The sequence below is a fragment of the Actinomycetes bacterium genome (assembly GCA_036000965.1).
Lineage (GTDB): Bacteria > Actinomycetota > CALGFH01 > CALGFH01 > CALGFH01 > DASYUT01.
Genome location: DASYUT010000125.1, coordinates 1 through 26,419 on the forward strand (window position 1 = coordinate 1; position 26,419 = coordinate 26,419).

General features: G+C 75.2%; 22 protein-coding genes and 2 pseudogenes. 20 read left to right on the plus strand and 4 right to left on the minus strand.

Annotated features, from left to right (window positions below; genetic code table 11):
* Positions 1 to 927: hypothetical protein (locus tag VG276_10740; GenBank protein HEV8649856.1), on the plus strand; the 927-nt coding region annotated here is incomplete at its 5' end.
* A 293-nt stretch (positions 928 to 1,220) separates the two neighbouring features.
* Here VG276_10740 and VG276_10745 read toward each other — a convergent pair.
* Together VG276_10745 and VG276_10750 are read right to left on the minus strand one after the other, a co-directional pair.
* Positions 1,221 to 2,156, minus strand: a complete 936-nt coding sequence (locus VG276_10745; GenBank protein HEV8649857.1) for an MBL fold metallo-hydrolase — start codon at positions 2,154 to 2,156, stop codon at positions 1,221 to 1,223.
* Positions 2,157 to 2,342: 186 nt separating this feature from the next.
* Complete coding sequence (locus VG276_10750; GenBank protein ID HEV8649858.1) at positions 2,343 to 3,626, minus strand: DUF1015 domain-containing protein; 1,284 nt, start codon at positions 3,624 to 3,626, stop codon at positions 2,343 to 2,345.
* A gap of 186 nt (positions 3,627 to 3,812) precedes the next feature.
* Between VG276_10750 and VG276_10755 the strand changes: the two genes are divergently transcribed.
* Together VG276_10755 and VG276_10760 are read left to right on the plus strand one after the other, a co-directional pair.
* A complete protein-coding gene (locus tag VG276_10755; protein ID HEV8649859.1) occupies positions 3,813 to 4,202 on the plus strand; it encodes a tetratricopeptide repeat protein in 390 nt (129 codons plus the stop codon).
* A complete protein-coding gene (locus VG276_10760; protein HEV8649860.1) occupies positions 4,195 to 5,430 on the plus strand; it encodes an HAD-IIA family hydrolase in 1,236 nt (411 codons plus the stop codon). The genes VG276_10755 and VG276_10760 overlap by 8 nt, the downstream gene beginning before the upstream one ends.
* Here the strand turns inward: VG276_10760 and VG276_10765 are convergent.
* Both VG276_10765 and VG276_10770 read right to left on the minus strand, forming a co-directional pair.
* Complete coding sequence (locus tag VG276_10765; protein ID HEV8649861.1) at positions 5,421 to 6,230, minus strand: rhomboid family intramembrane serine protease; 810 nt, start codon at positions 6,228 to 6,230, stop codon at positions 5,421 to 5,423. The genes VG276_10760 and VG276_10765 overlap by 10 nt on opposite strands.
* Positions 6,231 to 6,266: 36 nt before the next feature.
* Complete coding sequence (locus tag VG276_10770) at positions 6,267 to 6,608, minus strand: SCP2 sterol-binding domain-containing protein (GenBank protein HEV8649862.1); 342 nt, start codon at positions 6,606 to 6,608, stop codon at positions 6,267 to 6,269.
* Between the two features lie 164 nt (positions 6,609 to 6,772).
* On the opposite strand from VG276_10770, the gene VG276_10775 reads away from it, so the two are divergent.
* The 17 genes and pseudogenes from VG276_10775 to VG276_10855 all read left to right on the plus strand — a co-directional run bounded on the left by VG276_10775 (position 6,773) and on the right by VG276_10855 (position 25,804).
* Positions 6,773 to 7,432, plus strand: a complete 660-nt coding sequence (locus tag VG276_10775) for a hypothetical protein (protein HEV8649863.1) — start codon at positions 6,773 to 6,775, stop codon at positions 7,430 to 7,432.
* A 246-nt stretch (positions 7,433 to 7,678) separates the two neighbouring features.
* Positions 7,679 to 7,843: a hypothetical protein gene (locus VG276_10780; protein ID HEV8649864.1), complete on the plus strand. Its 165-nt coding sequence runs from the start codon at positions 7,679 to 7,681 to the stop codon at positions 7,841 to 7,843.
* A gap of 6 nt (positions 7,844 to 7,849) precedes the next feature.
* On the plus strand, positions 7,850 to 8,659 hold the full coding sequence (locus VG276_10785) for a TlyA family RNA methyltransferase (GenBank protein HEV8649865.1): 810 nt from the start codon (positions 7,850 to 7,852) through the stop codon (positions 8,657 to 8,659).
* A 91-nt stretch (positions 8,660 to 8,750) separates the two neighbouring features.
* Positions 8,751 to 9,644, plus strand: a complete 894-nt coding sequence (locus VG276_10790; protein ID HEV8649866.1) for an NAD(+)/NADH kinase — start codon at positions 8,751 to 8,753, stop codon at positions 9,642 to 9,644.
* Positions 9,645 to 10,035: 391 nt separating this feature from the next.
* A pseudogene (locus VG276_10795) lies at positions 10,036 to 11,154 on the plus strand (HAD-IC family P-type ATPase).
* Positions 11,155 to 11,450: 296 nt separating this feature from the next.
* On the plus strand, positions 11,451 to 12,464 hold the full coding sequence (locus VG276_10800; GenBank protein ID HEV8649867.1) for an HAD-IC family P-type ATPase: 1,014 nt from the start codon (positions 11,451 to 11,453) through the stop codon (positions 12,462 to 12,464).
* A 75-nt stretch (positions 12,465 to 12,539) separates the two neighbouring features.
* A complete protein-coding gene (gene recN / locus VG276_10805) occupies positions 12,540 to 14,330 on the plus strand; it encodes a DNA repair protein RecN (protein ID HEV8649868.1) in 1,791 nt (596 codons plus the stop codon).
* Positions 14,327 to 15,511 carry a putative cytokinetic ring protein SteA gene (steA, locus tag VG276_10810; GenBank protein HEV8649869.1) on the plus strand — a complete coding sequence of 395 codons (1,185 nt, stop codon included), beginning with the start codon at positions 14,327 to 14,329 and terminating at the stop codon, positions 15,509 to 15,511. Before recN ends, steA begins: the two co-directional genes overlap by 4 nt.
* A 42-nt stretch (positions 15,512 to 15,553) precedes the next feature.
* Positions 15,554 to 16,510 (plus strand): copper transporter, encoded by a 957-nt coding sequence (locus tag VG276_10815; protein ID HEV8649870.1) that lies wholly within the window; start codon positions 15,554 to 15,556, stop codon positions 16,508 to 16,510.
* Positions 16,507 to 17,484 (plus strand): glycosyltransferase family 2 protein, encoded by a 978-nt coding sequence (locus VG276_10820; protein ID HEV8649871.1) that lies wholly within the window; start codon positions 16,507 to 16,509, stop codon positions 17,482 to 17,484. The genes VG276_10815 and VG276_10820 overlap by 4 nt, the downstream gene beginning before the upstream one ends.
* Positions 17,485 to 17,487: 3 nt before the next feature.
* The gene (locus VG276_10825; protein ID HEV8649872.1) at positions 17,488 to 18,357 is read left to right on the plus strand and encodes a hypothetical protein; all 870 of its coding nucleotides are present in this window, start codon (positions 17,488 to 17,490) and stop codon (positions 18,355 to 18,357) included.
* A 175-nt stretch (positions 18,358 to 18,532) separates the two neighbouring features.
* A pseudogene (locus tag VG276_10830) lies at positions 18,533 to 20,119 on the plus strand (CTP synthase).
* Between the two features lie 851 nt (positions 20,120 to 20,970).
* Positions 20,971 to 21,639 carry an NUDIX hydrolase gene (locus VG276_10835; protein HEV8649873.1) on the plus strand — a complete coding sequence of 223 codons (669 nt, stop codon included), beginning with the start codon at positions 20,971 to 20,973 and terminating at the stop codon, positions 21,637 to 21,639.
* Between the two features lie 265 nt (positions 21,640 to 21,904).
* Entirely contained in the window at positions 21,905 to 23,038 is a 1,134-nt protein-coding gene (ald, locus tag VG276_10840) for an alanine dehydrogenase (protein ID HEV8649874.1), read from the plus strand.
* 131 nt (positions 23,039 to 23,169) lie between these two features.
* Entirely contained in the window at positions 23,170 to 24,126 is a 957-nt protein-coding gene (gene xerD / locus VG276_10845; protein HEV8649875.1) for a site-specific tyrosine recombinase XerD, read from the plus strand.
* A gap of 131 nt (positions 24,127 to 24,257) precedes the next feature.
* A complete protein-coding gene (locus VG276_10850) occupies positions 24,258 to 24,614 on the plus strand; it encodes a TraR/DksA C4-type zinc finger protein (protein HEV8649876.1) in 357 nt (118 codons plus the stop codon).
* Positions 24,611 to 25,804: a phosphopentomutase gene (locus VG276_10855; GenBank protein HEV8649877.1), complete on the plus strand. Its 1,194-nt coding sequence runs from the start codon at positions 24,611 to 24,613 to the stop codon at positions 25,802 to 25,804. Before VG276_10850 ends, VG276_10855 begins: the two co-directional genes overlap by 4 nt.
* Positions 25,805 to 26,419: the final 615 nt, after the last annotated feature.

Consider the following 26,419-nt stretch of genomic DNA (forward strand, 5'->3'; position numbering starts at 1 on the left):
CCGCGTGATGCCGAGCGCTCGGCCGACCGGCGGCGCTCGGAACGACCCGCCCAGGACCGGCGTCCCAGCAGCCCGGCCCAAGGTCGCCCGGCCGCCGGGCGCGGCGATGATCGCGAGGGCAGGCGGGGCGCCCGCCGCCCCATCCCCGGGCGCGGGGACCGTCCTGCCGCCGGGCGCGGGGACCGCCCTGCCGCCGGGCGCGGGGACCGCCCGCCCGGTGGCCGGGGTGGGCGGTCCGGGGCGGCGCCGCCCCGGGCGACGGAGCCGGACGAGCCGGAGATGCCGGTCTCGGAGACGCTCCCGGGTGAGGTGCTCGACGAGTTGCGGCAGACCGTGCGGCCCAACGCGTTCAACGACGCGGCGCACGCGCTCGCCGAGGCGGTGGTCGCCCTTGCCGACGACGACGGCCAGGCGGCCGTGCGCGCGGCCCGGTCGGCCAAGCGGGCCGCGCCCCGGTCGTCCGCCGCCCGCGAGGTCCTCGGCATGGCGCTGTACCGGACGGGGGAGTTCCGGGCCGCGCGGACCGAGCTGGCCGCCGCGCAGCGGATCTCGGGCGGTGTCGACCTGACCGCCGTGCTCGCCGACATCGAGCGGGCGCTCGGCCGGCCCGAGCGGGCGATCGAGCTGTTCAAGACCGTCGACCGAGCGAGGATGGAGCCCGACACCGCGGCGGAGCTGCTGCTCGTGGCTGCGTCCGCCTATGGCGACCTGGGCCAGCCGGCCGCCGGCATGGCCCTGATCCGCCGGCACGCCCGCTGGCCGACCGAGCTGGCCGACCACCACCTGCGCCTCGCCTACGCCGAGGGCGCGCTCGCCGAGCAGGCTGGCGACGCCGCCGTCGCCCGCAATGCGTTCGCCCGCGTGGTCCAGGCCGACCCGTCGTTCTTCGACGCGGCCGACCGGCTGGCCGCCCTCGAGGCCGGCTAAGCAGGTCACCAGAAGTTCTGCCCGTAGCCCGGGCCAGCGACCAGGGCCTTCCCGCCAAGTTACGGACAGGACTGCTGAGCAGGTGCTTAGCTTCCATCTGGTCGATCAGCCGAGCAGCCCGACCATGGCACCGGCGCTGTTGGAGGTCGTGGGGGAGCGTGTTCTGGTGGACCCGCGGATCCACCAGAACGATGGCACCGGCCCTCCAGGCACGCAACGCCAGGTGTGGCCTGGGACCGACGCCAGGTGGCCTGGGACCGGTGGTGATGGGCAGCAGCGGCACGCCGCGCCGGTCAGGACGGCGAGCCGGCGTCCTGCTGCCTGAGCTTGATCCAGCGGGCCAGGCCGGCGGCGTTGGACTGGTAGGTGTTCAGCAGCTCGAGGCGGTCCGGGTCGGCCGCCTCGTGACCTTCCTCCCGCTCGAACCGCTCTCGCAGCGCGGCCTCGATGTGGTCGAGCTCGACACCGTGCTCGCGGGCGGCCGCCTCGGCGGTCTCGCACCAGCGGAGCAGCTTCTCCTCGGCCTCGGCCAGGCGGTCGGCCGGCGGGGTGATGGGCCCGAAGTGGGTGAGCACCAGGTGCTCGGGCCTGCGCTCGGCGAAGGCGCGCAGGCTGGCCACGGCGAGGTCGCGGTCGAAGTCGGGCGGCGGCGTGGCGGGGCGGAGCACCCCGGTCGACGGCAGCAGGGTGCCGACTCCGTCGCCGGCGAACAACGCCCCGAGGTCGGGCTCGAACACCGCGACGTGGTGCTTGGCGTGACCGGGGGCGTGGATGATCTCGAGCCGGCGCCCACCAAGGTCGAGCGTGTCGCCGTCCTCGGCCGCCTTGATGCGGCCGGCCTCGACCGGGGTGAGGCCGCCGTAGACGGTGTCCATCAGCGGCCCGAAGACCCTGGCCGAGCTGGCCAGCAGGCGCTCCGGGTCGACGAGGTGCCTCGCCCCGGCCGGGTGGACCACGACCGTGGCGTTGGGAAAGGTCCGCACGAGGTCGCCCGCGCCGCCGGCGTGGTCGAGGTGGACGTGGGTGACCACGATCCAGGCGAGGTCGTCGGGGGAGAGCCCGGCCCGGGCCACGCCCTCGGCGATCGCGCCGGCCACCCTGGCCGGGCCCGTCTCGATCAGCGCCGGCCGCTCTGCACGCACCAGGAAGCCGGCGGTGATCTCCGACTGGCCCCCCATGTGGGTGTCGATGCCGGTCACGCCGGCGGGCAGGGCGTCCAGCACGCTCACGGGCGGCCTCCTCGTCTCGGTCCAGAGTCGGCGCGAGTCTACCCGCGACCAGGCCGGCCATGGCGGTCGGTGCTGGGCGCAGTCGGTGCCGCCCGGTGCTGGGCGCGGCCGTCAGCTCCTTCTGGGCGCAGCCGGTGCCGCCCGGTGCTGGGCGCGGCCGGTGCCGCCCGGTGCTGGGCGCGGGGCCTACGCCGTGCCGTGGGCCACCGCGGGCGTGGCGGGGTCGAGGGGTCGTAGGACCAGGCCGTCGCGGGGCTTGGGCAGGAACGAGGTGGTCTTCTGGGGAAGCGTGCCGCCAGCCCGCGCGATCCCGACCACCTGCTCGAACGAGGCGGCGCGGAGCACCACGACGCTGGCCGGCCCGATCTCGTCGACCCGCCTGACCGCCCGGGCCAGGTCGGCCTCGTAGCCGACCCGGGCCTCGAAGTCGGTCACCCCGAGACGCTTGGCCAGGACCGGGCCGTGCAGGACCTCGACGTCGAGCGGGGCCCGGTCGAGCCCGGTCTCGAGTGCCATGGAGGCGGGGTCGCGGGCGACGAGCAGGCGGCTCCGCCCGCCGCCGTACAGGCCGAAGGCGACCACCGGCAGGGGCAGCGCGGCCAGGGCCGCCTCGAGCTCCTCGACCCCACTGGACTCCCGGGCCTCGAAGTCGTCGGCCAGGGCGCCGAGCACGGCGGAGGCGGGAAGGTCGGCCAGCAGCCGGTGCACGGGCAGGATGGAGGGGCCGTGCTGGTCGGCGTCGACCAGGAACATCAGCACCTCGTCCCAGGGCGCCGGGCGGCCGTGCGGCGCGGCCACGCGCCTGGCGTCCCGGTAGCGGAGCGAGGCCTGGTAGCGGTGGTGGCCGTCGGCGATCAGCACCTGCTGGCCCGCGAGCTGCTCGCGCCACGCTGCGATCCGGCCCGGGTCTGTCACCGGCCACAGCCGGTGCTCCACCCCGGTCTCGTCGACGCACTCGACCGCCGGACGCCATGTGATGAGGTCGTCGAGCACCGCGGCGGCCCGGCCGCCGCCGGCGTAGACGCCGAACAGGGGCGACAGGTTGGCCCTGGTCACCTCGAGCAGGCGCAGCCGGTCCTCGACCGGGCCGGCCATGGTCCGCTCGTGGGGCAGGACGGCGGTACCCGAGTCGTCGAGGGTGACGGTGGCGAGCACGCCGCGCTGCACTCGCCGCTCGGCCCGCACGAGGTAGGCCTCCTCGTACAGGTAGAGCGCGGGCGCAGGGTCGAGCAGCAGGGCGCCCTCGTCCCGCCAGGCGTCGAGCAGCCGGGGGACGTGGTCGTAGCGGGCGGGGTCGTCGCGGGCGCCCCGCGCCAAGGTCAGGCGGACCACGTTGTACGGGCTCCTGGCCTCGTAAGCGCCTCTCGCGTCGGGCGGGACCATGTCGTAGGGAGGGGCCGTCACCGCCCCGTGGTCGCCGACCACGGCCGGGTCGAAGCGGAGGCCCCGGAAGGGGGCGGCGGCTACCATGTCGCCGTGGGCAGGTGGGCGGTCATGGCCTTCGTTGTAGCAAGCTCGGTCGGCCCCCCGCCAGGTGGGGCACGCTGGCCGGTGTACCGTTGTCCGGGTATCCCCCCATCCGAGCGGTCGGCGTCCCGTGCTCCCGGCGGGCCGGCGGGACGGGTGGGGGCCGTCCCGCGCTTGGAGGTGATCGCCGTGGAAGCCGACGCCTACGAGCTGTTTCGCGCCGGCACCGAGCTGCTCGCCGGGCACAACCCGCACCAGGCCGCGACCGTGCTGGAGCGGGCCCGCAAGCTGGCCCCGGAACAGGCCTCGGTGAGCGAGGCGCTGGGGCGGGCGTACTACGAGGCCGGCCGCCCCAGCGACGCCCGGGCCGCGTTCGCCAAGGTGCTCGAGATCGACCCGACCAACGACTACGCCCACTTCGGCCTGGCCCTGTGCCTGTCCCGGGTGGGCGAGCGCGCGCTCGCTGCCGGGCATCTGCGGCTCGCGCTGGCCATGCGGCCGGGGGTGGCCGCCTACGAGGAGGCGCTCGCCCGGGTCGAGCGGGCCGCGCCCCCCGGGGACAGCGGACGCCGTGGCTGACCCCGGGCCGCTCGCCGGGCGGTACCGGGCTGTCGTGTGCGACCTGGACGGCGTCGTCTACCTCCGCGACCAGGTGATCCCGGGGGCGCCGGAGGGGCTGCGGGGCGTCCGCGACCTCGGGGTCGCGGTGGCGTTCGTGACCAACAACTCCTACCGGCCGCCCGAGGAGGTGGCCGCCAAGCTGCAAGGGCTCGGGGTCCGGGCCGCGGCCGAGGAGGTGCTCACCTCGTCCCAGGCCGTGGTCCACCTGCTCGGCGGCAAGGCCGCGCTGGCCGGCGTGAAGGCGCTGGTGGTCGGTGGCCCCGGGCTGCGCCGAGCCCTCGAGGAGGCCGGCGCCGACATAGTCGAGCCGCCGGCCTGGCGGGAGGCACAGCTGGTCGTGGCCGGCATCGACCCGGAGGTCACCTACGCGAGGCTCGCCGCCGCCTGCCTCGCCATCCAGGGCGGGGCCCGGTTCGTGGGCAGCAACCCCGACACCACCCTGCCCACCCCGGAGGGGTCGGTCCCCGGCAACGGGGCGTTCCTGGCCCTGCTCACCACGGCCACCGGCGTCCGTCCCGAGGTGGCAGGCAAGCCCGAGCCGGCCCTGTTCGAGACCGCGGCGGCCGCGATCGGCGGCGGCCCGTTCCTGATGGTGGGGGACCGGGCCGACACCGACCTGGAGGGTGCCGCCGGGGTCGGCTGGGACACCGCCCTGGTGCTCACCGGGGTGGTGCGCCCGGCCGGCCTGCTCGACCTGCCGTCCGCGCCGGACCACCTGCTCGCCGACCTCAGGGGCCTGCTGGCGCCGCCCGGACCGTGCGTGCGCGAGGCGGTCCCAGCCGAGGCCGAAGCGGTCGCGGCCCTGCTCCGCGAGGCCAGCCTGTCCGGCGAGCAGGCGCCGAGCCGCATCCGCTCGACCCTGGTCGCCGTCGACGGGCAGCGGGTGGTCGGCACGCTGGCCTGGAACCGGCACGGCGACGAGGCCCTGCTGCGCGGCATCGCGGTCGCCAGCGACTACCAGGGGCGCCTGGTCGGCACCCGCCTGGTGCTGGCCGCCTGCCTCAGGCTGCGCGCCGCCGGGGTCCGCCGCGTCGGCGTCCTGGCCGCCAAGGGTGCCGGGTTCTTCGCCCGCCTCGGGTTCCGTGAGGTGGCCCACGCCGACCTGCCGGCCCCGGCGGCCCTGCTCGCCAACGCCGCCGGTCCGGCCACGCCCCTGCTGCGCGAGCTCCCGGCGGCTCAGGCGTAGCGGTCCCAACGCGCCTGTTGCGGCGGCGGCGGCGGGCGGCGGGCCGGGCTGAGCCCGCCGAGGAGGATCACCCCGACGATGCCGGCGACGAAGCCGGCCACGTGGGCGAAGTAGGCGACGCTGGAGCCCGCGCCCATGCCGCCGCCCTGGAAGTACAGCCACTGCAGTACGAACCAGGACCCGAGCACGACCCAGGCCGGCAGCCGGATCGGCAGGAACAGCAGGAACGGCACCAGGCTGGTGACGCGCGCCCGCGGGAAGAGCACCAGGTAGGCGCCGAGTACCCCGGCCACCGCGCCCGACGCGCCGACCAGCGTGTCGGTGCTGTTGGGATTGGTGAGCGCGAACCCGTAGGCGGCCACGTAGCCGCAGGCGAGATAGAACAGCAGGTAGCGGATGTGGCCGAGGCGGTCCTCGACGTTGTTGCCGAACACGAACAGGAACAGCATGTTGCCGAGCAGGTGGAGCCAGCCGCCGTGCAGGAACATGGACGACAGCACCGACAGGAACGGGATCTTCCGGTAGTCGGGCCGGACTGGCCGGCATGCGTTCGGCCCGGCTGGGGGCCCGGCGGTGACGGGGAGCGGCTCGTTGGTGGTGAGCTCGCGCGGGATCGCGGCGTACTTGCGGAAAAACGCGATCTGGCGGCACTCGGCGACCGCGCTGCCCTGGTCGCCCGAGACCGCGAAGCCGACCGGCTCGAGCAGGAACACGACCACGTTGATCGCGATCAGGACGTAGGTCACCACGGCCGGGCGCCGGGTCGGGTTCTGGTCGTGGATCGGGATGAGGGAGATCATCGGCGCGTCCTCCCCGGCCGCTGGCCGGCCGCCGGCCTACAGCAAGGCCCGCAGCCGCAGCATGTCCATGATGCTCGCATCGACCTTCACCTTTCCCGAGGTGAACGCGGACAGGAACGACAGCCGCCCCTCGATCAGGTCGACCAGGTCGTCGGAGCCGACGTGCAGGATGATGTCGGTGCGGTCGCCCGGCGGGGTCTCGCCCGGCGGTGAGACGTGGCCGTCCTCGATCACCGAGTACCACGACGTGTCCAGGTCGGTGATCGAGCAGCGAAGCACCTTGCGGGAGGGGATCGCCGCCCGCACGCCGCCGCGGTTCTCGTCCAGGCGGGCGAGCAACGCCCCGAGTTGCTTCTCGACCTCGGCCTTGCTCGCCACGGACCCTCCTCGCGCCAACTCCCGGCCCTTGGAGGCTCCCAGGAGTGAACGGGTTTTACCACACCGACCCTCCCCAAGCCCCTGCGCGCGTCTTCCTCTGCCGGCGCGCGTTGCTAGAATCCGGGCTGGTAGATGCGGTCGGACGGGGTTCGGAGGTGTCCCAGATGGCGAGCGGGAGAGAGCAGTACTTGCAGGCGCTGGCCAGCTTGACCGAGATGACCAAGACGCAGGCCGAGCGGGTCGCGGCCCGGCTGGCCAGGCAGGGCGAGCTGCAGTCGGGGCAGGTCAGCCGGGTCGCCGAGGACCTCCTGCGGCGCACGCAGAAGAACCGCGAGACGGTCAGCCGGCTGGTCCAGCGCGAGGTCAAGCGGCAGCTCGGCGCGCTCGGCATCGCCACCCGCGACGAGGTCGCCCGACTGCAGCAGCGCATCCGCGCGCTCGAGCAGGAGCTGGCCCGGGCCGACGCCACCCGGGCCAAGGCAGGCGGGTCGGGAACCGCTCGCGGGACCGGGTCGCGGACCTCGACCTCGGCGCGGACAGCTACGGAGGCGGCCGCCAAGACCACGGCGGCCAAGCCGACTTCCACGGGCTCGGCGGCCAGGGCCAAGACTACGACCCGGACTGGCGGCGCCAGCACCCGGTCCTCGGCGACCGGCGGGCGCGGCACCACCAGGCGCTCCGCCCGCACGGCCAAGCCAACCCCGGCCCAGGGCGCCGACAAGGCCGAGAGCGCCGACAAGGCCGAGAGCACCGACAAGGCCGAGAGCACCGACAAGGCCGAGAGCACCGACACGGCCGGCGGCGAGGCGCCCAGCCAGAGCTGACGACCGCGCCTAGCCAGAGCTGACCGGCCCGCCCAGCCGGAGCTGACAGCCGCTCAGCTCCCGCCAACCGTCGGCCAGGAACCGTCGACGCCGGACCGGATGCGGCGGCTGTGGGGCCGGCCGGCGTTCGCCGGCCGCCAGCCGGAACCACCGGCCTCCTATACTCGTACTCGACTACTCGTATCTCGTACTCGACATGCGGGTCTCGCCCGCCGCAGCCGACGCCCGAGACCCGAGGAGGTGCCCGTGGGCCCGGTGCTCCCGTCCGCCGAGCAGGCAGCCGGTCTGGCCGAGCGCGTCCAGGCCGGTCTGGCCGCGCTCGACGCCAAGGACCTGACCGCGCATCCCGACGCATTCGAGGCGCTGGGCGCCGCCATCCTCGCCGAGCTGCGCAGCCTCGAGGGCCTGTAGGCACAGATGGCCGCGCGTCTGCGCCTGGACCGGGAGCTCGTGCGACGCGGGCTCACGCCCAGCCGGGAGGCGGCCGCCGAGGCCGTCCTGGCCGGCCGGGTCCAGGTCGCCGGCGCGGTCGCCAGCAAGCCGTCGGCCCTTGTCTCCCCGGCCGACCCGGTCGTGCTGGCTGGCCCGGCCAGGCAGTGGGCCAGCCGGGGGGCAGAGAAGCTGGCGCCTGCCCTCGACCGCCTCGGCGTGGCCGTGGCCGGCCGGCGCTGCCTCGACGCCGGCGCCTCCACCGGCGGGTTCACCGACGTGCTGCTGCGCCGGGGGGCGGCCGAGGTCCTGTCCGTCGATGTCGGCTACGGGCAGCTCGACGTGCGCCTCCGCAACGACCCGCGGGTTCGGGTGCTGGACCGGACCAACGTGCGCGCCCTCGAGCTGGACACCACCGGCGGGCCGGTGGATCTCGTCGTCGCCGACCTGTCGTTCATCTCGCTCGGCGTGGTCCTGCCCGCCCTGGCCACCCTGGCCGGTCCGGACGCCGACCTCCTGCTGCTGGTCAAGCCCCAGTTCGAGGCGGGCAGGCAGGCCGTCGGCCGCGGCGGGGTGGTGCGCGACCCGGCGGTCCGGGCCGCAGCCGTCCGTTCGGTGGCCGCCGCCGCCGCCCGCGAGGGGCTCGGGGTGGCCGGGGTCTGCCCCTCCTCCCGGCCTGGCCCAGCCGGCAACGTCGAGTTCTTCCTGCACCTTCGGGCGGGTGCCTGCGAGCTCGACGAGGAGGCCCTCGCCGCCGCCGTCGCCGAGGCCGCCACCCTCCCCGGGGCGGCGCGATGACCGGGGCAGGCGCATCAGGGGCGCTGCGTGGCCGGCGGGGGCGCCGGGCCGCCGGGGCGTGTAGGGCGTGGCGTGGCCGGTGGGGGCGCCGGTGAGCCCCGGGCTGCGGCAGGTCGGGGTGGTCGTCCACACCGGGCGGCCGTCCGCGCTCGCGCTGGGCAAGGAGCTGGTCGGCTGGTCGGCCGACCACGGCATCGAGCTGCGCACCCTCGACGAGGAGCGGGGCTGCCTGGGCGAGGGCGTGCCGTGCGCACGCCCTGAGGACTTCGCCGACGGGCTGGACCTGGTCGTGGTGCTCGGCGGTGACGGCACCCTGCTCCGCGCCGTGCGGCTCGCCGTCCGGGACCAGGTGCCGGTGCTCGGGGTGAACCTCGGGCGGCTCGGCTTCCTGACCGAGGTGGAGGCGGACGGCATGCGAACCGCCCTCGATGCGGTCTGGGAGGGCCGCTACCACGTCGAGCGGCGCACCACCCTGGTCGCGCGCACCGAGCTGGACGGCCGCATCCTCGGCGAGGACCTCGCTGCCAACGACGTCGTGCTCGAGAAGGCGGCCAGGGAGCGGCTGGCCGGGGTCGCCGCCTACATCGACGGGCGGCTGTTCGCCCGCTACGCGGCCGACGGGGTCATGGTCGCGTCGCCCACCGGCTCCACGGCCTACAGCTTCTCGGCCGGCGGACCGATCGTGTCGCCCCGGCTGGACGCGCTCCTGCTCACCCCGATCGCCCCCCACATGGTGTTCAACCGCTCGCTGGTGCTGCATCCCGACGAGGTCGTCCGGCTCGAGGTCCTGGCGGACGGCCCGGTCGTGGAGAGCGTCGACGGCCGCGCCGTGCGGGAGCTGCCGCCCGGCGCGGCCGTGGAGGTCCGCCGGGGCGAGGAGGACGCGCTGCTCGTCCGCATCGGCGAGCCCGACTTCTACGGCCTGGTGCGCTCGAAGTTCCGCCTGGCCGACGCGGGCGAGGCGGACCGCCGGCCGGCGAAGTAGCTCGAGCGGGCAGCATGGGCGACCGCTCCGGTCATGCGCGTGTACGGCGTCGCCTATCCGGTCGTGCGCGTGTGCGGCGTCGCCTACAACGGACCGTCGAGGCGTGAACGAGGTGGCCGGGCGCAGCACTGGCCAGGAGCTGGTCCGGTGGGAACATGGATACGCGGCGTGGAGTTCTGCAGGCTGTCGACGGCACCGCCCGGCACGGCGGCCGTACGGGCTGGTCGTGGCCGCTCACTCGGAGGCATGGAGCATGGACGTGGCGGACCCGCGTGAGGCGCCGGAACCGGTCGGCCAGGGGCGACCGGGGACCGCGCCGACCCCGCCCGGCGGCGCCGCGTTCCCGGCGCCGGGCCACCAGGGACTGACCGCGGCCGAGGTGGCCGACCGGGTGGCCCGCGGTCTGGTCAACGACGTGCCGGCGGCACCGGCCCGCACGGTCGGGCAGATCCTGCGGGCGAACGTCCTCACCCCCTTCAACCTGCTGCTCGGGTCGCTGCTGGCGGTCATCCTGGTCGTCGGGCCGCTCCAGGACGCGCTGTTCGGGCTGGTCATCATCGGCAACACCCTGGTCGGGGTGGTGCAGGAGGTCAGGGCCAGGCGCACCCTGGAACGCCTGGCGGTGGTCGCCGCGCCCAAGGCGCGGGTGGTGCGCGACGGTCGGCCGGCAGAGGTCGCCGTCGGCGAGGTCGTGCTCGACGACCTGCTGCTCGCCGCCCCTGGCGACCAGGTCGTGGTCGACGGCGAGGTGGTCTCCCAGCCGCCCGGATCGGCCGCCCTGGAGGTGGACGAGTCGCTGCTCACCGGCGAGTCCGAGCCGGTCGGCAAGGCGCCGGGCCAGGAGGTGCTGTCGGGCAGCTTCGTGGCGGCCGGGTCGGGCGCCTACCGGGCGGTGCGCGTCGGCCGCGACGCGTACGCGGCCAGGCTGGCCGAGGACGCGCGCCGCTTCACCCTGGCCCGGTCGGAGCTGCGGGCCGGGATCGACCGCATCGTCAGGCTCATCGCCTGGGTCCTCGTGCCCACCGCGGTGCTCCTGGTGGTCAGCCAGCTCCGGTCCAACTCGAGCGTGCAGGACGCGCTGCGGGGCGCGGTGGCTGGCACGGTGGCGATGGTGCCCGAGGGCCTGGTGCTGCTGACCAGCGTCGCCTTTGCGGTCAGCGTGGTGCGGCTGGGCCGGCGCAACGTGCTCGTGCAGGAGCTCCCGGCGGTCGAGACGCTCGCCCGGGTCGACGTGGTCTGCTTCGACAAGACCGGCACGATCACCGAGGGCGACCTCGCCGTGCAGGAGCTGGTCCGGCTGACCGGCGGGGACGGCACCGAGGCCGCGCTCGGGGCGCTCGCCGCCGCCGACCCGAGCCCCAACGCCACCTTGCGGGCGATCGCGGTCGCCTGGCCGTCCGACGGCTGGTCGCCCACGGCCACGGTCCCGTTCTCCTCGGCCCGCAAGTGGAGCGCGGCCACCTTCGACGGCCACGGCACCTGGCTGCTCGGCGCCCCCGAGGTGCTCCTGGCCGCGGGCGCGACCCCGGGCGACGGCTCCGCGAAGGGAGGCCGTGCCGCGGCGGGAGGCCGTGCCGCGGCGGGGATGGCACCGCGCCGCCGCAGGGCACGGCGCCGCCGCAGGGCACGGCGCCGCCGCGGGGCACCGCGCCGCTGGAACGCGCCGCCCCGGACGACCAGGGTGCGCTCCTGCGCCGCACGGAGCAGCTGGCCACCGAGGGCAAGCGGGTCGTGCTGCTCGCGGCCGCGCCCGGCCCGGTCCAGGGCGAGCGGCTGCCCCAGGGCCTCTCGCCCCGCGCGTTCGTCGTGCTGGGCGACCGGGTCCGCGCCGACGCCGCGCCGACCGTCGCGTACTTCCACGAGCAGGGCGTGGCCACCAAGGTGCTCTCGGGAGACCACCCGAGAACCGTGGCCGCGGTCGCCGGCCGGGTCGGCGTCCCAGGCGCGGACGCGCCGGTCGACGCGAGGACGCTGCCCGACGACCCGGCCGCGCTCGGCGGACTGCTCGAGCAGCGGTCGGTCTTCGGCCGGGTCGTGCCCAGGCAGAAGCGGGCCATGGTGGAGGCGCTGCAGGCGCGCGGGCACGTGGTCGCGATGACCGGCGACGGCGTCAACGACGTGCTCGCGCTGAAGGACGCCGACCTCGGGATCGCGATGGGCTCGGGCAGCGCGGCCTCGCGCGCGGTCGCGCGGCTGGTCCTGCTCGACGGCCGCTTCGCGAGCCTCCCGCAGGTCGTCGCCGAGGGCCGGCGGGTGATCGCCGACGTCGAGCGGGTCGCCAAGCTGTTCGTCACCAAGACCGTGTACGCGATGCTGCTGGCGGTGGCGACCGGCGTGGCGGGGCTGCCGTTCCCGTTCCTGCCCCGCCACCTCACCCTGGTCGGCAGCCTCACCATCGGGATCCCGGCCTTCTTCCTCGCCCTGGAGTCGAACAGCCGCCGGGCCCGGCCCGGCTTCGTGCGCCGCGTGGTCGCGTTCGCCGGGCCGGCTGGCATCGCAGCGGCAGTGGCCACGTTCGCGGCCTACAACCTCACCCGGGCCGTCGAGGGGGTCAGCCTGGAGCAGGAGCGCACCGCCGCCACCCTCACCCTGGCCGGCGTCGGCCTGCTCGTGCTGCGGCTGGTGGAGCGTCCGCTCACCCCCACCCGCCGGGGGCTGCTGGCGGCCATGGCCGCCGGGCTCGGCGTGGTAGTGGCCGTCCCATGGCTCCGGGAGTTCTTCGCGCTCACCCTGCCGCCCGTGCGGCCCCTGCTGCTCGCGCTCGGGCTGGTCGCCGTGGTGGGCGCGGGCATGGAGGTGGTCGCCCGCCGGATCGGGTGACCCCGAGCCTCGACTGTGCGGCTACCCGGTGGAGGGACCGATGCCGGTGTAACAGCCTGGGGACGGAGCGGGAGGATGGTCGCCGGGGCGGATAGAATCGCGGTGATGTTGGGCGAGCTGCATATCCGCGACCTCGGGGTGATCGACGACGCGCGCCTCGAGGTGGCCGCCGGCTTGAACGTGCTGACCGGTGAGACCGGCGCGGGGAAGACGATAGTCGTCGACGCGCTCTCGCTGCTGCTGGGCGAGCGGGCGGACTCCGGCGCGGTCCGGGTCGGCCGTCCCGCCGCGCTGGTGGAGGGCCGCCTGGTGGTGGACGCGCGCAGCCAGGTCGGCGCCATCCTGGCCGCCTCGGGCGTGGAGGACGAGGACGGCGAGGTGGTCGTGGCCCGCCAGGTGATGGCCGGCGGGGGCAGCCGGGCCCAGCTCCAGGGCCGCATGGCCACCGTGGCGGCCGTGGCCGAGGTCGTCCGCCCGCTGGTCGAGGTCCACGGCCAGCACGAGTTCCAGCGCCTGCTCCGCCCCGGGGTGCAGCTCGACCTCCTGGACCGCTTCGCCGGCCCGGGCGTGCTCGGCCTGCGCGCCGACTTCGCGGTCGGCTGGCACCGGCTCCGGGCGGTCACCCGCGAGCTGGACGACCTGGCCGCCCGCGCCCGCGAGCGGGCCCGCGAAGCCGACCTGCTCCGCTACCAGCTCGGCGAGATCGACGCGGCCGAGGTGCGGGTGGGGGAGTCCGACGAGCTCGAGGCCGAGGCCGAGCGGCTCGCCAACGCCGAGGCCCTGCGCGACGCCGCCCTGTCGGCCTGGCAGGCGCTGGCCGGCGACGACGAGCTGGGAGCGGCCACCGCGCTCGGCGCCGCCGCCCGGGCCGTGGCCGGGCCCGGCCGGCACGACCCCCAGCTCGGCGAGCTGGCCGACCGGGCCGGTGCGCTCGCCGCCGAGGTCGGCGACCTCGCCTCCAGCTTGCGCGCCTACACCGAGCATGTGCTGGTCGATCCGGAGCGGCTGGAGACCGTGCAGGCCCGCATCGCGCTGTTGCGCGACCTCGAGCGGAAGTACGGCGACGGCGAGGCGGCCGTGCTCGCATTCGCCGAGCAGGCCCGGGCCGAGCTGGCCGAGCTGGAAGGCGGCGCGGTGCGCTCCGAGGAGCTGGAGGCCGAGGCCCGCGACCTCCGCCGCCACCTGGCCAGGCTCGGTGGGACGCTCTCGGCCGAGCGCTTGGCCGCGGCCGGGCGGCTGGCCGCCGCCCTCCAGGCCGAGCTGGTCGACCTCGCCATGCCCCACGCGGCTGTCCGGGTCGCGGTCGAGCAGGACGGCGACCCGGACGGGCTCGAGGTGGGGCAGCGGCGGCTGGCCGCCACCGCCGACGGCCTTGACCGGGTCGAGCTGCTGCTGTCGGCCAACCCCGGCCACGAGCCCCGCCCGCTCGGCCGGGCCGCCTCGGGCGGCGAGCTGTCGCGGGTCATGCTCGCGCTGCGGGTCGTCCTGGCCGGCACCGACAAGACCCCGACGCTGGTGTTCGACGAGGTCGACGCGGGCGTGGGCGGCCGCACGGCCGCGGCCGTCGGCCGCCGCCTGGCCCAACTCGCCCGCCACCACCAGGTGCTCGTGGTCACCCACCTGCCCCAGATCGCCGCGTTCGCCGACCGGCACTTCACGGTCGAGAAGCACGCGGCCGAGGGCGTCACCCGGACCGAGGTGCAGGCCCTCGACGATGCCGGGCGGGTGACCGAGCTTTCGCGGATGCTGGCCGGGATGGAGGGGTCCGGGCTCGCCCAGGCCCATGCCGAGGAACTCCTGGCCGCGGCCTCGGCGGTCAAGGGCTCCGACGGCGCCCGCCCCGGCTCGGGTAGGGTTCGGCCATGAGGCTCGTCCCGCTCCGCCGGCGCCAGCCCGACCCGGGCCCGGGCGACGTGGTCGGCCCGGTCCGCAAGGACCGGCGCACCAAGAACCTGGTGAAACGGCTGCGCGCTGGTGACGTGGCCGTGATCGACCACGCCGACATCGACCGGGTGGCGGCCGAGACCCTGGTCGAGTGCCGGCCCGCCGCGGTGGTGAACGTGGCCACCAGCATCTCGGGCCAGTACCCACACGCCGGCCCGATGGTGCTCGTCGAGGCCGGCATCCCGCTCCTCGACGACGTCGGCGAGGACGCCTTCGACTTCCTGCGCGAGGGCGACCAGGTCCGCGTCGACCCGGACGGCGTGGTCTACCGCAACGACAGCCGGATCGCCGCTGGCGAGTGGCTGCAGCCCGAGGACGTCCGCAAGCGGATCGACGCGGCCAAGGACAACCTCGCCTCGGCACTCGAGGACTTCACCCTCAACACCCTCTCCTATGTCCGCCGCGACCGCGACCTGCTGCTCGAGGGGATCGACATCCCCTCCCTCAAGACGTCCATGCGCGACCGCCACGTGCTCGTGGTGGTGCGCGGCCACGACTACAAGAAGGACCTTTCGACCCTGCGCGGCTACATCCGCGAGTTCCGCCCCGTCCTCATCGGGGTCGACGGCGGCGCCGACGCGCTGCTCGAGGAGGGTTACAAACCCGACGTGATCCTCGGTGACATGGACTCGGTGACCAGCGAGGCGCTGTCCTGCGGGGCCGAGGTGGTGGTGCACGCCTACCCGGACGGCCGCGCGCCGGGCAAGGAGCGGGTCGAGGCGCTCGGCATCACCCCATACGTCTTCCCGGGCGCCGGGACCAGCGAGGACATGGCCATGCTGCTCGCCTACGAGGCCGACTGCGACCTGATCGTGGCCGTGGGCAGCCACGCCAGCATGGTCGAGTTCCTGGACAAGGGCCGTCCCGGCATGGCTTCGACGTTCCTCGTCCGGCTCAAGGTGGGCTCGAAGCTGGTGGACGCCAAGGGCGTGAACCGGCTCTACCGCCAAGGGGTGCGCCGCAGCGACCTGCTCCTGCTGGTGGCCGCCGCGATGTTCGCCATGCTGGCGATCTCGCTGGTCTCAGAGCCAGTTCGGCTCGTCTGGGACCAGGCGTTCGAGCTGCTGAAGGCGTTCTTCGACCGGCTCACGTCCCTGTTCTGACACCGGGCGGCCCCCGGGGCCGTCCCGCGGAGGTAGGCATCAGTGATCAACCTGCGGTACCACATCGTGTCGCTGGTCGCGGTCTTCCTGGCCCTGGCCATCGGGATCGTGGTGGGCAGCACCGTTCTCAAGGAGGGCACGGTGGCGGTGCTCCGCACCACCTCGAACGGCCTCATCAAGGAGAGCGAGCAGCGCCGGGCCGAGAACAAGCTCCTGGACGAGCGGGTGCGCGCCTACGAGGCGTTCGGCACCGCCGTCCTGCCCGCCCTCGCCCGCGACCGGCTCAAGGGCAGGTCCGCCGTGCTGCTCGACACCGACCGGGTCGACGACGCGACCCGCAAGGCCGTCGAGGACGCCCTCAAGGCGGCCGGGGCGGACGTGGACGGGCGCATCACCTTCGCGTCGGACCGGCTCGGCCTGGCCGCCGAGGGCGACCGGACCGCGCTCAACGCACTGCTCGAGACCGACCAGGCCGACCCGGTCTCGCTCCGGCGCAGCCTCGCCGACCGGCTCGCGGACCGGCTGGCCAACCCGGCCCGCCTGCCCCGGGGCGCCAACCGGACCAGGGACGTGCTGACCGGCCTCGACGACGCCAAGTTCCTGGCCGACCTCAGACTCGCCGACCCGACGATGCGCGACGGCACCGTCCCGTTCCCCAGGACCGGGTCGATGTTCGTGGTCATCGGGCCGACCGACAACCCGACGCCGCTCGACCCGCTCACCTTCCTGGTCCCGCTCGCCGACCGGCTCTCGGCCCGGTCCGCCACCCCGGTCGTCGGCGTCGAGGCGGCCGCCCCCGACGGCACGTCCTGGGTCGAGAAGCTCCGGGCCGCCCGGGACGTGCCCGACCGCGTCTCCACCGTCGACGCCGTCGACCAGGTCTACGGCCAGGTCGCTCTCGTCGAGGCGCTGCAGCGCCGCTGGCAGAACGAGCCCACGGGGCACTACGGGACCAAGGCCAGGGTCACCGGGCTGCTCCCCGAAAGCGCGCAGAAGTGACCGGGGACGCGCGCAGCGGGCGCGCGAAGGTGGACGCGGGCGGCGGGCGCGCCCGGGTGGACGCGCTCGCCCTGGTGCCCGCGTTCAACGAGGCCGAGCGGATCGGGGCGACGGTGGCCGCGCTCCGCAAGGTCCCCGGGGTCGCCGAGGTGCTCGTGGTCAGCGACGGGTCGACCGATGCGACCGCCGCCCGCGCCCTCGAGGCGGGCGCGCACTGCCTCGACCTGCCGCGCAACTTCGGCAAGGGCGGGGCGCTGAACGCGGGGCTGGCCGCGCTCACCGGGCGGGTGCGCGAGGGCCTGTCCCCGGAGCCGGTCGCGCTGCTGCTGGCCGACGCCGACCTCGGCGACACCGCGGCGCTGCTTGAGGCGCTGCTCGAGCCCGTCCTGGCCGGGCAGGCGGACCTGGCAGTGGCCGACCTGCCGGCCCAGCCGGGCGCCAAGGGCTTCGGCGTGGCGATCGGCATGGCCCGCTGGGGCATGCGCCGGGTGGCCGGGCGGACGCTGGCCGAGCCCCTGTCCGGCCAGCGGGCGCTGCGCTGGACGGCCGTTGGCGAGCTCGTCCCCTTCGCTCACGGCTTCGGGGTCGAGGTGGCGATGACCCTGGACGCGGTCGCGGCCGGCCTGCGCGTGGTGGAGGTGCAGGTCGACCTGCGGCACAAGCCGACCGGGCGCACGGTCGCCGGGATCGTGCACCGGGGCAGGCAGGCCGGGTCGGTCGCCCGCGAGCTGGCCCGCCACCGCGTGTGGCGGCCAGCCCCCGGCGCCGACGCGTCCAGCGGCGGCGACGCGTCCAGCGGCGGCGGCCCGGCTCCCGGGGCTGGCGGCCCGGCTCCCGGGGCTGGCGGCCCGGCTCCTGGGGCTGGCGGCCCGGCTCCCGGGGCTGGCGGCCCGGCTCCCGGGGGCGGTGGCCCGGGCCGCGGGAGCGATCCGGCCGAAGGGGACCAGGGCCCGGCCGGGCGCGGGGAGGCGTGAGCCGTGCGCGCGCTGCCGGTCGCCGTGTTCGGGGTGCTCGTCGGTTGGGGCGTCGGCAGGTGGGCGGCGCCCCAGCTCCTCGCCGCCCTGTCCGCGTCCAGCCTCTCCCGGGTCAACTACCGCAAGCGGGTCCTGGTGGCGGGGCTCGGGCTCGTCCTGCCCCTCGGCCTGCTCGCCTGGGTCGCCCCGCTCGCCCTGGCCGGCCGGGTCGACTGGCGCCGGGCCCTGCAGGCCGACGTGGCCGTGACCGGTCCCGGGGCCGCCGTGGTGGTGGCCGCGCTCGCCTTCGGGCTCCTCGGGCTCCTCGACGACCTGGTCCAGGACGCCGGCCCCCGTGGCTTCCGCGGGCACCTGCGCGCGCTCGCCGCAGGCCGGCTCACCGGGGGCGGGGCCAAGCTGGTCGGTGGGATGCTCGCCGCCCTGCTGGTGGCCAGCCTGGCCGTGGAGGAGCACCCCTGGTACATCGTGCTGGTCGGCGCGGTGGTGGTCGCCTCGGCCGCCAACGTCGCCAACCTGTTCGACCTGCGCCCGGGCCGCTGCGCCAAGGTGTTCCTGCCCCTGTGGGTGGTCGGCTGCCTGATCGACCCGACCGCGGGCGCCTGGTCGGCCGGACTGGCCGGCGCCACTCTGGCCGTGCTTCCCCTCGACCTCCGCGAGGAGGGGATGCTCGGCGACTGCGGTGCGAACGCGCTCGGCGCGGTGGTGGGGACGCTGCTCGTCACTGGGCCGTCCTGGCTGCTCTGGGTGGCCGCCGCCGTGCTCGTGGTGTTGCAGGCGGCCAGCGAGCGGGTCTCGTTCACCCGCGTCATCGAGGGCAACCGCTGGCTGCGGGCGGTCGACGGTCTCGGCCGGCGCCGCGACGAGGTGGGCTGACCGGGCGCTGACGAGGCGGGCTGACCGGGCGCCGACGAGGCGGGCTGACCAGGCGCTGTCGGGGAGCACGGCCGGGGCGTGCTATCTTGGCGTCCCGAGGGCCCGTAGCGGCCGGGCGTGCAGGCACCGAGCGTCCGGTCCCCCCATCGTGGGCCCAAAGGGGGTTCGACCGACCTTGGCCAAGCACATCTTCGTGACCGGTGGCGTCGCGTCATCGCTGGGCAAGGGCCTCACCGCCGCGTCGCTCGGGCGCCTGCTGAAGTCCCGCGGCCTCCGGGTCACCATGCAGAAGCTCGACCCGTACATCAACGTCGACCCGGGCACCATGAACCCCTTCCAGCACGGCGAGGTCTTCGTGACCGACGACGGCTGCGAGACCGACCTCGACCTCGGGCACTACGAGCGCTTCATCGACGAGAACCTCTACCGCGACTCCAACGTCACCACGGGGGCGGTCTACTCGACGGTCATCGCCGCGGAGCGCCGGGGCGAGTACCTCGGCGACACCGTGCAGGTCATCCCCCACATCACCAACGAGATCAAGGCCAGGATCCTGCGCGTGGCCGAGGACGCCGACGTGGTCGTCACCGAGGTCGGCGGCACCGTCGGCGACATCGAGTCGCTGCCCTACCTCGAGGCGATCCGCCAGCTCCGCCACGACGTGGGCCGCGAGAACGTGTTCTTCTGCCACGTCTCGCTGGTCCCCTACATCGCCCCGTCGGGCGAGCTGAAGACCAAGCCGACCCAGCACTCGGTGCGTGAGCTGCGGTCGCTGGGCATCCAGCCCGACGCCATCGTCTGCCGCACCGACCGGCCCATCACCGAGGCCCTCAAGCGCAAGATCTCCCTGCTCTCCGACGTCGACGTCGACGGGATCGTGAGCGCCCCCGACGCAAGCTCCATCTACGAGATCCCGCTCGTGCTCCACGAGGAGGGGCTCGACCGCTACCTCGTCCGCCACCTGCGCCTGGACGGCAGCGTCGACGAGCCCGACCTCGACGAGTGGCGGGCGCTGGTCGACCGCATCCGCAACCCGCGCCGGACCGTCCGCGTCGCGGTGGTCGGCAAGTACATCAACCTGCCCGACGCCTACCTGTCGGTCACCCAGGCACTGGCCCACGCCGGCTTCCACCACGGCGTGAACGTCGAGGTGGTCTGGACCGCCTCCGGCGACCTCGAGGAGGACGGCGCCGGCATGACCGTGCTCGAGACGGTGGACGGCATCCTGGTGCCCGGCGGGTTCGGGGTCCGTGGCGTCGAGGGCAAGATCGAGGCCGTCCGGTTCGCCCGCGAGCACCGCGTCCCGTTCCTCGGCATCTGCCTCGGCCTGCAGTGCGCGGTCGTGGAGGTCGCCCGCGACCTGGCCGGCCTGGAGGGCGCCAACTCGAGCGAGTTCGACCCCGGCACCCCCTACCCGGTCATCGACCTGCTGCCCGGCCAGCGGGGGGTCGCCGACCTGGGCGGCACCATGCGGCTGGGGCTGGACCCGTGTCGGCTCACCAAGGGCACCCGGGCCGAGCAGGCGTACGGCGACGGGCTGGTGTTCGAGCGCCACCGCCACCGCTACGAGGTCAACAACCGCTACCGGCGCCGGCTGGAGGACGCGGGCCTGGTCGTCTCGGGGACCTCTCCCGACGGCCGGCTGGTGGAGATCGTCGAGCTGGCCGACCACCCGTGGTTCGTGGCCGGCCAGTTCCACCCGGAGTTCCGCTCCCGGCCCACGCGCGCGCACCCGTTGTTCCGCGACTTCGTCGGCGCGGCGACCGAGCTGGCCGACCGGCGCGACGCCGAGTGGCAGACGATCACCAGAGGCCGCCCGGTCGTCCGCCGCCCGGAGCCCGCCTCCCTCCCCGCGCCCGAGCCCGTGGCTGGGGGGACCCGGCCGGCCAACGGTGCCTCGGCTGACACCGCCTCTGCTGACACCGCCCCGGCCGACGCCGCCCCGCGGCAGGCCGACAGGCAGGCGACCGCCAACGGCCTGGCCAACGGGGCCGCGCCGGCGAGCGCGCCCGCTTCATCCGGCACCCCATTCGACACCGACCCGGCCAGCGCTGCGGTCGCCCCGGCCGACCAACCCGAGGACGGCAAGGCCGGCGAGATCGCAGCCGAGCGGGCCGAGGAGGCCGGCGAGCTCACCGCCGCCCCGGGGAGCGAGGCGCCCGAGGATGCCGACGTGACGGCCGCCGTCGCCCCGGCGGACGAGCGGTCCGAGGACGCCGACGTGACGGCCGCCGCTGCCCCGGCGGACGAGTGGTCCGAGGACGCCGAGCGGTCCGAGGACGCCGACGTGAGCGCCTCCGCCGAAGTGGACGAGGACCGGCGGGAGGACGCCGACGCATTCTTCGCCGCGAGGGAGGCCGACGAGGCCGACGAGGGCAAGGAGCCGGCCGCCGGCGACCGGCGGGCGGCGCCCGCCGGCGCCCCGGCCCGGGACGCGCCGGCGATCCCCACGCTCGTGGCCAGGACCGACCGTGGAGGCACGATCGACCTCACCGCGCCGGAGCGGAGCGGGACCGGGTCCGACGACGAGGCCGCCGAGCCGGCCGGCCGGACCGACCACTCCTACGGCAGGGACGCCGGCCTGTTCGGCATGGTCGCCGACCCCGACCGCCGGTGACCGCCGACGAGGCGAGTCCCGGGTTCCGGATCGTCGCCAGCGAGCGCCCGTTCACGGGCCGCCTGATCAGCGTGCGGGTCGACCGGATCGCCGACGCCGAGGGCCGCGAGAGCAGCCGGGAGGTCGTCGAGCACCCTGGCGCGGTCGGCGCCCTGGTGGTGGACGGGGAAGGGCGGGTCCTGCTCGTCGACCAGTGGCGGCACGCGGTCGGCGGCAGGCTGCTCGAGGTGCCGGCCGGGACGTACGACGTGCACGGCGAGCCGGTCACCGAGGCCCTCCGCCGGGAGCTGGCCGAGGAGCTGCGGGTGGAGGGCGGCACCCTGACCTGGCTGACCACGTTCTACACGACTCCGGGCTGGAGCGACGAGGTCGTCGACATCTACCTGGCCGAGGGCGTGCGGCCGATCGAGGGCGAGCCGCCGCCGGGCGAGTGGGAAGAGGCCGGCATGGAGATGGTCGCCCTGACGTTCGACGAGGCGGTCGAGCGGGTGGCCGGCAACCCTCCCGGCGACTCCAAGACGCTGGTCGCGCTCGGGCTCTACGGCCTCATGCGCGCGGGAGCATGGGCGCCTGACCAGTCCCGTGCGCCCGCCCCCGACGCCCCGGCGCGCCGGGTCGCCGCCCGCCCGGCGGCCGCGCCCCAGCCCGGGCCGAGAGCGGGCTGAGTACTCGCCCCCACGGCCGGCCCGGCACCCGCCCCGGGCAGGCTTTGCGCTCGTCCCCACGGGCTCGTCCCAGGGCCGGCCCGGCGCGGCCCCGGAGGCCGCCGGGAGGGAGGGGACGGAACTCCCGAAGGTGCTCCCACGGGGTCCACCGTCTCGTAGACTGGGCACCTCGGCCAACGAGGGCCGGGCGGGCAGGGACGACAGCTGGCGGCGCGGCACTTCGGCCCGGTCTGGCCGTGCGTCGGCACAGGAAGGGGCGCGCACCATGGACGTAGGCATCCCGCGCGAGCTGAAGGACCACGAGTACCGGGTCGCCATCACCCCGGTCGGGGTGCGCGAGCTCGCCGACGCCGGCCACAGGGTGCTGGTGGAGTGCAACGCCGGCGTGGGGAGCTCCATCCCCGACAGCGGCTTCGTCCGGGCCGGGGCCACCATCCTCGACACCGCCGACGAGGTCTGGGGCGAGGCCGACCTCATCCTCAAGGTGAAGGAGCCGGTGCCCGAGGAGTTCGGCCGGCTGCGTGCCGGCCAGGTGCTGTTCACCTACCTCCACCTGGCCGCGAGCCGCGAGGTCACCGAGGCGCTGCTCAAGTCGGGCACCACTGCGGTCGCCTACGAGACGGTCGAGCTGGATGGCGGCCGCCTCCCGCTGCTGGCCCCGATGAGCGAGGTTGCTGGCCGGATGGCGCCCCAGGTCGGGGCGCACCTGCTGGAGCGCGAGTCGGGCGGCCGGGGCGTGCTCATGGGTGGGGTGAGCGGGGTCGCCCCGGCCCGGGTGGTCGTGCTCGGGGGCGGCATGGCCGGCCAGAACGCCGCCTGGATCGCCCAGGGCATGGAGGCCGAGGTCATCATGCTCGACACCAACATCGACAAGCTCCGCTACGTCGACTCGATCCATAAGGGCCGCATCCTCACCCTCATGTCGAACCGGCAGACGGTCGAGGAGCTGGTCCTCAGCGCCGACCTGGTGATCGGCTCGGTGCTGATCCCAGGGGCCAAGGCGCCCAGGCTGGTGAGCAGGGAGCACGTCAAGGCGATGAAGCCGGGCGCCGTGCTCGTCGACATCTCCATCGACCAGGGTGGCTGCTTCGAGACGAGCCACGTGACGACCCACTCGGACCCCACCTACGTGGTCGACGAGGTGGTCCACTACTGCGTCGGCAACATGCCCGGGGCGGTGCCCCACACCTCCACCTACGCCCTCACCAACGTCACCCTGCCTTACGCGGTCGCCCTCGCCTCGGCCGGGATCGAGGCCGCGGTGCGGTCCGACCCGCCGCTCGCCAAGGGCGTCAACGTCTGGCGAGGCGAGCTGACCTCGGAGCCGGTGGCAGCCGCGCACCAGCTCGACTGGCGGCCGCTCGAGGAGGCCATGGGCGACGGCGGGGGCGGTCGCTGACGCCGGCCGTGGCGACCCGGCCGGCACCGGGCGGCTCCGGGGTGAAGGCGGCGGCCGACGCACGGGTGAAGGCGGCACCGGGCGGCTCCGGTGCCTCGCGCGCTTCAGGCGAGCGCGTCGAGACGGCGCCGGTGAGCGCGGCCGCCTCCAGCGCGGTCCGGAGCTTCCTGGACTACCTGGCCGTCGAGCGTGGCCTGGCCGCAAACACGCTGGCCGCCTACCGGCGCGACCTGTACCGGTACGCGGGCTGGCTGGCGGCGGCCGGGATCGACGACCCGACGCTGGCCGGCGAGGACGACCTGGTCGCCTTCGTCGGCGCCCTGCGGGCCGGGAGCACGCCGGTCGGCACCCGCTACCGCGCCTCGAGCGTGGCCCGCAGCCTGGCCGCGGTGCGCGGCTTCCACCGGTTCCTGGTCCGCGAGCACCTGGCCGGTGCCGACCCCTCCCGCGACCTGGGCAGCCCGAAGGTCCCGGCCGCGCTGCCCAAGGCGCTCACCGTCGAGCAGGTTGAGGCGCTGCTGGCCGCGGTGCCCGGCGACGACGCCCGCGCCCTGCGCGACCGCGCCCTGCTGGAGACCTTGTACGCGGCCGGCCTGCGGGTCAGCGAGGCGACCGGGCTCGACGTCGACGACGTCGACCTCGACGACGGCACCGTGCGCGCCTTCGGCAAGGGGGCCAAGGAGCGCCTGGTCCCCGTCGGCCGCTCGGCCCGGCGCGCCGTGGCCGCCTACCTCGTCCGCGGCCGCCCCTCCCTGGCCGTGTCCGGGTCGGGGCCGGCGCTGTTCCTCAACGCGGCCGGCGGCCGCCTCACCAGGCAGGGGTGCTGGAAGATCCTCCGTCACCACGCCGAGCGGGCCGGCCTCCCGGCCGACGTGTCGCCCCACGTGCTCCGCCACTCGTTCGCCACCCACCTGCTGGCCGGCGGTGCCGACATCCGCAGCGTCCAGGAGCTGCTCGGACACGCAAGCCTGGCCACGACCCAGGTGTACACGAAGGTCACCCAGGACCGTCTACGAGAGGTCTATCTCCGGGCCCACCCTCGCGCCGGGCAACCAGGTGCTTCACCCCAGGCCGCTTCGAGTTCATGATCTTGTAGCCTTTGCCGTACTTGCCGGGCCTTGCCGCTTCGAGCCTTGCGCTGGCCGCCCACGATCGTGATCGTGTTGCAGGCCGTCCGTGAAGGGGAGCGGAAGCCGGACGAACCACGGGAGGAGCTGGGATGGACCAGCAGACGACGCACCGGCTGCACGAGCGGCTGGCAGGGGAGCGGGACGCGCTGCTGAAGCAGCTCGACGATCTCGGTGCCCACCGCGACGCGGAGGGGATCAGGGACCCCGAGCTGGACGAGGGCTTCGCCGACGCCGGTCAGGCGGCGGCCGAGCGGTCCAGCCTCCTCCGGCTGGTGCAGAGCCTGCGCGACACCCTCCGGGACGTCGACCACGCACTGGACCGCATCGAGGCGGGCACCTACGGCACCTGCGAGCGCTGCGGGCAGCCGATCCCCGACGAGCGGCTCGAGGCGCTGCCCGCCGCCCGGCTCTGCATCCGGTGCAAGCAGCAGCGGGGGCGGGCATGAGACAGGGGCGCCCGGCCCGTCCGGGCAAGGTGGCCGTGGTCGTCTGCGACTCCCTCGGCGTGGGCGAGGCGCCGGACGCGAGCGACTACGGGGACGCTGGCGCCAACACCATCGGCCACACCGCGGCTGCGCTGGGCGGGCTGCGGCTGCCGACGCTCGAGGCGTGGGGCATCGGGCGGCTCACCGGGATCGCCGGCGTGGCAGCCCGTGACCCGGCCGCCGGGGTGGTGGCCCGCATGGCCGAGCGGTCGGCCGGCAAGGACACCACCACGGGGCACTGGGAGATGATGGGCGTGGTGCTCACCTCGCCGTTCCCCACCTACCCGGACGGCTTCCCGCCCGAGGTGGTCGACGCGTTCAGCGAGGCGATCGGGCGCGGGGTGCTCGGCAACCGTCCCGCCTCCGGCACCGAGATCATCGAGGAGCTGGGCGAGGAGCACCTCGCCTCGGGCAGGCCGATCGTCTACACCTCGGCCGACTCGGTCTTCCAGATCGCCACCCACAAGCGGGTCGTGCCCCTCGACCAGCTCTACCAGTGGTGCGAGACGGCCCGCGGGCTGCTCACCGGGGAGCACGCGGTCGGCCGGGTGATCGCCCGCCCGTTCGACGGCGAGCCCGGCTCGTTCGTCCGCACCAAGGAGCGGCGCGACTACGCGCTGCCGCCTGCCGGGCCCACGGTGCTCGAGGCGGTCCAGAAGTCCGGCGTCCGCACGCTCGGGGTGGGCAAGATCGAGGACATCTTCTCGCGCCGGGGCCTTGACGACTCCGACCACACCGGCGACAACCAGAGCTCGCTCGACGCGACCGTGCGCTACCTGCGCGAGGCGGCCGGTCCGACGCTGGTCTTCACCAACCTGGTCGACTTCGACATGGTCTACGGCCACCGGCGCGACGTGGCCGGCTACGGCCGCTGCCTGGAGGAGTTCGACGCGCGCCTGCCCGAGGTGGTGGCCGAGCTGGGCGAGGCGGACTGGCTGTTCCTGACCGCCGACCACGGCTGCGACCCGACCGCGCCCGGGACCGACCACACCCGGGAGTTCACCCCGATGGTGGCGTTCAGCCCGGGCGGCACCGCCGGCGTGCGCCTGCACGACCGGAGCACCTTCGCCGACCTCGGCGCAACCGTGGCCGACCTGTTCGGCGTCGACCCGGTCGGCCCGGGGAGGAGCTTCACGGGCGAGCTGGCATAGGGCTGCTCGTCCCTGGCGGCGGAGGGCTGCTCGTCCCTGGCGGCGGAGGGGTCGCTTGTCCCCTGAGGGCGGAGGGCTACCTGCCCAGGCGTGGTGAGCGGACCTCCTGGGGTCGGCTCGTATACCCCCCTCACTCAAGCTCGATCGTGCGACTGCCGAACGATACCCGGACCCCTGTCAGCGTCTGCGGGCTGCTGGCGCGGCCGTACAGGGCACGCTCCGTGGTCGACCACGCAGCGTGAGCATGGCTGCGGACAAGAGCGCCACGTAGCGTGAGATTGCCTGGTGGCAGCCTGCTCCTTGTTCCTTGTGCGGGTCTGCTGGCCCCGTGCGGGTTTGCTGGCCCATCTCTGCGGCCGGACCTGCTGCACCCATCCCTTCGGGCGGACCTGCTGCACCCATCCCTTCGGGCGACCTGCGTGGTCCTGCAAGGGGTGGCGACAGCGAGGCGGTCGCGGGCGGCGTTGCCAGGCAACCAGGAACAGACGAACGGCAGGGAGGGTGGGTCGGCGCGTTTCCGGGCGTTCCGGCCGATCAGGTGCCGGAGGAGCTTGGCGGGGTCCCGCGATTCGGTAGTATCCCGGTCGCTTGATCTACCAGGCGACTGATGAACTG